Origin of the sequence: Hominilimicola sp., from assembly GCF_046972485.1 — a bacterium.
Lineage (GTDB): Bacteria > Bacillota > Clostridia > UBA1381 > UBA1381 > Hominilimicola > Hominilimicola fabiformis.
This window is the reverse complement of sequence record NZ_JBKVWU010000076.1, coordinates 3,169-10,597: the sequence shown is the minus strand read 5'-3', so window position 1 is coordinate 10,597 and position 7,429 is coordinate 3,169. Positions and strand designations below refer to the sequence as shown.

Genomic DNA, 7,429 nt, shown 5'->3' with positions numbered 1-7,429 from the left:
ATGCTATACTTCGTTGTTTTGAACTTTTGACAGGTAAAAATGTTGTCCGTCCGGATATTGCAGGCATTATGGGTGCGTTCGGTTCGGCACTTATCGCAAAAGAACGTTGGAACGGCGGTGAATGTGATATTCTTCGTGTTGACGAACTTGATTCGTTCACATTCGATACTTCACTTACACGTTGTCAAAAGTGTAACAACCACTGTCAGCTTACAATAACAAAATTTTCTGACGGAAGTCAGTTTGTATCCGGTAACCGTTGTGAACGCGGTGCCGGACTTGAAAAATCCAAAAAGCAAATGCCTAATCTTTATGATTATAAATACAAACGTGCATTTGCATACAAGCCGTTAAAGGCAGAGAATGCACCGAACGGTGTTATCGGTATACCGCGTGTGCTTAACATATATGAAAATTATCCGCTATGGTTTACATTCTTTACTGAGCTTGGTTTCTCCGTAAGAATTTCCGGCAGAAGTACGCACGACCTTTACGAAAAAGGTATCGACTCGATACCGAGTGAAAGTGCCTGCTACCCTGCAAAACTTGTACACGGTCACATTCAAGACCTTATCGACAAGGGCATAAAAACGATTTTTTACCCTTGTATTCCGTATGAGCAGATAGAATATTCGGACGCAGGCAATCACTTCAACTGTCCTATGGTAACATCTTATCCGGAAGTTATCTACAACAATATGGACGTTGTACGTCAAAGCGATATTAACTTCTTGTATCCGTTTATCAATCTTGCCGACAAGCCGTCGTTTAAACGTCAAATGATGAAAGCGTTGCACGATTACGGCTTTACAAAAACAGAAATTGACAACGCTTCTGAAAAGGCTTTTGCCGAACTTCAGCATTACAAGCAAGACATCAGAAATAAAGGTGAAGAAGTTTTGAAGTGGCTTGACGAACACGATGAACGTGCTATCGTACTTGCCGGCAGACCGTATCATATCGACCCTGAAATCAATCACGGTATTCCGGATATGATTACATCACTCGGCTTTGCCGTTCTTACAGAGGACAGCGTTGCACATCTCGGTCATCTTGAACGTGATATAAGAGTTGTTGACCAATGGGCATACCATACAAGACTTTACGAATCAGCGGCACAGGTTATCAAAAATCCGCGTCTTGAGCTAATTCAGCTTAATTCGTTCGGCTGCGGTCTTGACGCAGTTACGACCGACCAAGTACAGGAAATTTTGCAGTCACACGAAAAGATTTATACGACATTGAAAATAGATGAGGTTTCAAATCTCGGTACTGCAAGAATAAGAGTTCGTTCGCTTAAAGCGGCAGTCAAGGAACGTGACGATAACGACTTTATTCCGCATAAAATTGATGATTACACAATTAACAGAGTTAAGTTTACAGAGGAAGAACGCAAAAAGCATACTATAATCTTCCCTCAAATGAGTCCTACCCACTTCGGACTTTTCGAGGCGGTTATGCGTGCAAGCGGTTACAATGCACTTGTGCTTGAACACGCAACGGCAGAGGACGTTGAGGCCGGTTTAAAGAGCGTTAATAACGACGCTTGTTATCCGTCAATTATGGTAACAGGTCAGCTTGTCAATGCGTTTACAAGCGGTAAATGCGACCCGAACAACACTTCCGTTATGATTACACAAACAGGCGGCGGCTGTCGTGCGACTAACTATATCGCCTTTCTTCGTAAGGCGCTTAAAGAGGCAGGCTATCCGAATGTTCCCGTAATTTCGCTTAACGTGTCGGGACTTGAGGGCAATCCAGGATTTAAGATTACTCCGAAGCTTGTTGACGGTCTTTTAAAAGCTTGTACTTGGGGTGACTTATTGCTTGCCGTTACACTTCGTATCCGTCCTTACGAGGTAAACGAGGGCGAAACAAATGCGGTACACGAAAAGTGGCAAAAGCGTTTGTACAGCGATATTATTAATAATAACCGTAAACAGCTTAAACTTAAAAAGGTTATTGATGAAATAATCGCAGACTTTGACGCAATCGAAATTGATGAAACAGTCAAAAAGCCAAAAGTCGGCGTGGTCGGTGAAATTCTTGTTAAGTTCCACCCTGACGCAAATAACAATATTATTGATGTTATTGAGTCGGAGGGCGGTGAGGCAGTTATGCCGGGACTTGCGGACTTTATGCTTTATTGCTTGTATAACAATAACTTCAAGCGTGATAATCTTGGCTCTAAGCGTTCAACCGCCGCACTTTGCAATCTTGCAATTTGGGGTATTGAAAGTTTCAGAAAGCATATGGCAAAGGTTATGAATAACAATCCTAAGTTCCGTATGCGTTCACCGAAACATATCGCGGATATTGCTGAGGGTGCAAAGCACGTTTTACAGCTTGGTCACTGCACAGGTGAGGGTTGGTTCCTGACAGGCGAAATGATTGAGCTTATAAATTCGGGTGTTCCGAATATCGCTTGTGTTCAGCCGTTCGCTTGCTTGCCTAACCACGTTACAGGTAAGGGTATGATTAAGGAACTTCGCAGACAGTATCCGCAAGCCAATATCGTTGCGGTTGACTATGACCCGGGTGCAAGTGAAGTTAATCAGCTTAACCGTATTAAACTTATGCTTGCAGTCGCTTTTGAAAATATGAAAAAAGACGAAATGTACGACTCCGTTATGCCAAAGAAAACAGAAGTCAGAGAAACTGTTAAAATAGAAAAGTAACATAAAAAAAGCACCTTTCGGTGCTTTTTTTGTTATTCTGCTTTTACATACCGTCCCGCAAAATATACATTTCCGCTATCGTCCAATATGTAATATGTAAACGGTTTATCGGCTCTAAATTCTATTATCTTTTCCAGTGTAGTATCTGCACCAGTCCCAACCATTATTGTTGAAGTTGCGGCGGCAGCTTCTGTTCCCTTTTCATCAACATCTATCATTGCTTTTTGCAGAACAGAATCAATTTTTATACTCTCGGGATAATTTTCAAGCATTAAGCTAAAATCAGCATTTGCATTACTAAATGCCTTTTCTATTCCCATATTTTTAAGTGTATCTGTGTAGTCTATCGAATATTCGGCTTTGAATTTCGGCAATGACACATTTACAATCTCACTTGTCATTTTATTATTCTGAATAACATCAAGAATATTTTTAGTGTCCCCTAAAACAACAATCATACTTAGTCCGTTTGTATACGGCAATTTTACCGCTTTAGTGTCACCGTTTTCGTAATATTCAATATCCATCAGTCGGTGCATAAAATCAATCTCTGATTTGTTACTGTTTATATCAGTGAAAGTTTCTTTATATGTACCCACTTTTTCAAATTTATTTACCCAATCCGCTTTCATATAAATCGCATTCACAAGTGCACATACATAACCTCTGTTTTCTTCAGAAAGCATATTTGTTATTTTGCCGTTCGTCTGTTTTTCTACCCATTCATTTACCTTTTCAATACTGTCATCGTTCGTAACCGATTGAGCAGTTCCTTGATAGTCGCTTTGTATTTTCTTTTGATAGTCATCGGCAAAATAAGCATTTTTTCCGCTGTCTTTGTTAAACCATATTGAATTTGCTATGTCCACGCCCTTATTTTTGTTATCGGTTATTATTTGACTGTATAAGCTTGTGTTCGGTGAATTAAATACTTTCGTTATTTATTGTTTTGTGTCCCCTACTGCACCCTCCGACGCCATCATCATTGCCATTTCAAGCGAAAACGGAGATATAACATAGTTTTCGTCATTAGGCAGATTTTCCATAAGTTTTTGCGTGTAGTATTCATTGTACTTGTGAGGTGCTATTGTAACGGTTTTAGTGTCCCCATTCCGATCCACACTACAGTCAAGTGCCTCCGATACCGCTCTTAGCGGTACAAGTGTTCGGTCATCTGTAATTATGGGTGCTGTGTCAAGGCTCACTTTTTCGCCATTAACCGTCATTTCATTACTGCCGATTTTAAAACCGATTGTGTTGCCGTCATTTTTCGCAGTTATAATCTGCCTGCCGTCAATGTCGGTATAATCAACACTGCAATGAAGTTCTTCAAATATCGCACGCATCGGTACAAGAACACGGTCGTTCTGTATTATCGGTGCAACGTCAAAATCCATAGCTTGACCGTCTAACGTAACTTTTATTTTTTCCTCTGCTAACGTCGTACACCCTGACATTACAGCCGTAAGCGCCAATATAATTGATATAATCTTTTTCATTTTGTGTCCCTCCTAACATCACTCTGCTAAATATCCGCCCCATTCGACAACTGTAAATCCTTTACGTTCAAACGGTTTTATCTCCTGTTTCGGTAAAACAGTATTTTCGTCCGCTTTTTCATATACCATAAACACTCTTAAAATCGAATCGGGTTTTGGATTTATTTCAAGTTTTGCCTTATCAGTATAGTCCTCCTCGGCGAAATATATTTTATTATATTCGTTTTCTTGCAATTTTGGCGCCCAATATACTATAAATTCGTTATATTCTTTTGGAGTAAGTCCCATTTGGGAAAGTGTTTCCCGCAAAAATTCGGCACTGTCACTGCCCTTTACGACAAATCCCTCTTTAAAATCAGGCTTAAATGTCGGCATTAACCCCTCCCAGAAAAGATAGGAATATTCTTTTCCGTCTGAAATTATCGTGCCGTCAGGCTTCGCCGTTACATTCCAACCATTGTTGTATTCGGGATATGTGAAAGTAAATTTGCCGTCAAGGTCAAGTTTAACATTTACCTCTTGTTCTTTTTCGGGATACAGATATATAACAGGTTTTCCGCCTATACCGGCACAATTTTCCTTTATTCCCGAAACAAAATTTATAACGTCCTGCTGTTTTTCAACGCTTTCCGCATAAGCGTATATGTGATAGCTGACTTGATCGTGTTCTACATATGTCTGCATATAGTTATCTTCATTATACAACAGCCATTCCAAATCATTGCCTAAAAATTTGCTTTTAACTTTCTTATATGCCTTATTGCCGTTATACAAATCTGTTTGTTCATCTACATCAGATTGCATTTCATCAATGTATAGCAGCGGCACACCTTTTTCATCGGTTTTAGTAACTTTCTTTATTAGCCAACCGTATCTGTCATCTCCGTCCAATCTCACAAAATAACCATTTGGTCTTGCGATTGTCAAATAATCACTGTGAACAGAATTTGCCGAAGTATCAAGTTTTTTGTCACCTGCACTCAACGTGTCGATGATCTCTTGTACATTTGTTTTCCACAAATCTTTATCTGTTTTTGCATTTGCTTTTGCATACAATAATATCAAATAATCGTCGCTTGATTTTACAAGATATTCAACTCTGTTTTCCTTTTCCGACTTCAATTCGATATACTCAATACCGTTTTGTGTCACCGTATCGCCAACGGTTTCATATTCCAAATTTTCTGCGTCTTTCTTCAAATCACCGACAGTTATATATCCTAATTCTTTTGCCACAAAATCTATACCCTCATTACTCAGTTCCAACCAAGTATCGTCACCCCAAAAGCCATCGTATACTTTACTGTCACTTTTAATTTTTACTTTTAATCTGCCGTAAAGAATATCGTATTCCGTTTTAGGAATTTCTTTTGAAATTGTAACAGTTTTAGTGTCCCCGTCCCAATTTACATCATAGTCAAATGCTTCCGACACTGCACGAAGCGGTACAAGTGTGCGGTCGTTTACGATTATGGGTGCTGTATCGAGTTTTATTTTTTTGTTATGTATTTGCATTTCGTCACTGCCGATTACTAAGCCGATTGAGTTATTTTCATTAAGTTTTGCAGTTATAATCTGCCTGCCGTCAATATCGGTATAATCAACACTGCAATGAAGTTCTTCAAATATCGCACGCATCGGTACAAGAACACGGTCGTTCTGTATTATCGGTGCAACGTCAAAATCCATAGCTTGACCGTTTAGCATAACTGTTATGTTTTCCTCTGCTAACGTCGTACACCCTGACATTACCACCGTCAATGACAATATTATCGGTATAATCTTTTTCATTTTATGTCCCTCCTATTTTCCCTTTCACTATTAATACTTTTCAACACCTCAAAAAGTTGCAAAAAGTTTATTAAATGTTAAATATTTCTTTTATAATATCATAAAAAGACAAAATTTTCAAGATTATATGTTAATTCTACTGTTTTCTAAACAAAAAAGACCTTAACATATTGCTAAGGTCTTATATCATTAGTCAAACAATGACACTTGGTCAGTATCCGGCAAATCATCGAAACATCCATTTTCTTCAAGAATATTAAGTGGATTTTTACCTATACCGGTACGAAGTCTTAAATCTTCGACGTTTCTAAACTCGCCGTTCTTTCTTTCTTCCGTAATGCTTATCGCATCGTTTTCGCTAAGTCCGGGAAGTGCCGAAAGCGGAGGAAGAATACCACCCTCAACCTGTCGGAAATCTGTTGCGTGTGATTCGTACAAATCAACAGGCACAAAATTAATTCCTCTTGCGTACATTTCAATACAAATTTCAAGTATCGGTATAAGGTTTTCTTCTTTCGGAGTAACCGTTCCGTCCTTTTTCTTTGCGTTGATTGAACGCATTTCTTCACGAACGCGTTCTTCTCCCCTCGCCATTACCGACGCATCAAAATCGTCCGCACGCACCGTATAATATGCGATATAAAATGCTTCTGGATAATGTACTTTAAAATACGCAATTCTGAATGCCGACATAACGTAAGCGGCAGCGTGTGCCTTAGGGAACATATACTTGATTTTTTTACACGATTCAATATACCAATCAGGCACATTATTATCACGCATTTCCTGTTCATATTCAGGCGTCAGGCCTTTACCTTTACGCACCATTTCCATTATCTTGAACGAATGTTCTTCTTCAACACCGCATGAAATAAGATAAATCATAATATCGTCACGGGCACATATTGAGTGTGACAGGTCACACTTGCCCTCTCTGATTAATTCCTGTGCATTACCGAGCCACACGTCCGTACCGTGCGAAAGTCCCGAAATTCTTACAAGTTCAGAGAATGTTGTCGGCTTTGTATCTTCAAGCATTTGACGTACAAACTTTGTACCGAACTCAGGTATTCCGTATGTACCCAAATTTGTACCTATATCCTTACCCGGAAGTAATTTCAACGCTTTATTTGACGTAAACAAACTCATTGTTTCGGGGTCACCTATCGGAATATCCCGTGCGTGCAGTCCCGTTATATCCTCAAGCATTCTTATAACCGTTGGATCATCGTGTCCAAGCTCGTCAAGTTTTAAAAGGTTTTGGTCGATTTTATGGTAATCAAAGTGAGTCGTAATAATATCCGAATTAGGATCGTCCGCAGGGTGCTGAACAGGACAAAATTCATGTATATCATTTTCAAACGGTACAACGATAATTCCCCCCGGGTGCTGTCCTGATGTACGTTTTACACCCTCACAGCCTTTTGCAAGTCGTTTCATCTCCGCATTACGCATTACAAG

Annotated in this window: 4 protein-coding genes and 1 pseudogene; 1 reads left to right on the top strand and 4 read right to left on the bottom strand. The window is 39.5% G+C overall.

Annotated features, from left to right (window positions below):
- Positions 1-2,678: acyl-CoA dehydratase activase-related protein (locus tag ACLTU0_RS08305; RefSeq protein WP_412322019.1), on the top strand; the 2,678-nt coding region annotated here is incomplete at its 5' end.
- A 32-nt stretch (positions 2,679-2,710) separates the two neighbouring features.
- Here ACLTU0_RS08305 and ACLTU0_RS08300 read toward each other — a convergent pair.
- The 4 genes and pseudogenes from ACLTU0_RS08300 to polC all read right to left on the bottom strand — a co-directional run.
- Positions 2,711-3,619 carry a serpin family protein gene (locus tag ACLTU0_RS08300; protein WP_412322021.1) on the bottom strand — a complete coding sequence of 303 codons (909 nt, stop codon included), beginning with the start codon at positions 3,617-3,619 and terminating at the stop codon, positions 2,711-2,713.
- The gene (locus ACLTU0_RS08295; protein WP_412322017.1) at positions 3,620-4,177 is read right to left on the bottom strand and encodes a stalk domain-containing protein; all 558 of its coding nucleotides are present in this window, start codon (positions 4,175-4,177) and stop codon (positions 3,620-3,622) included. It lies immediately after the preceding gene.
- Between the two features lie 18 nt (positions 4,178-4,195).
- A complete protein-coding gene (locus ACLTU0_RS08290) occupies positions 4,196-5,968 on the bottom strand; it encodes a copper amine oxidase N-terminal domain-containing protein (protein ID WP_412322015.1) in 1,773 nt (590 codons plus the stop codon).
- Between the two features lie 189 nt (positions 5,969-6,157).
- Positions 6,158-7,429: pseudogene (gene polC, locus ACLTU0_RS08285) on the bottom strand (PolC-type DNA polymerase III); the annotation flags it as partial.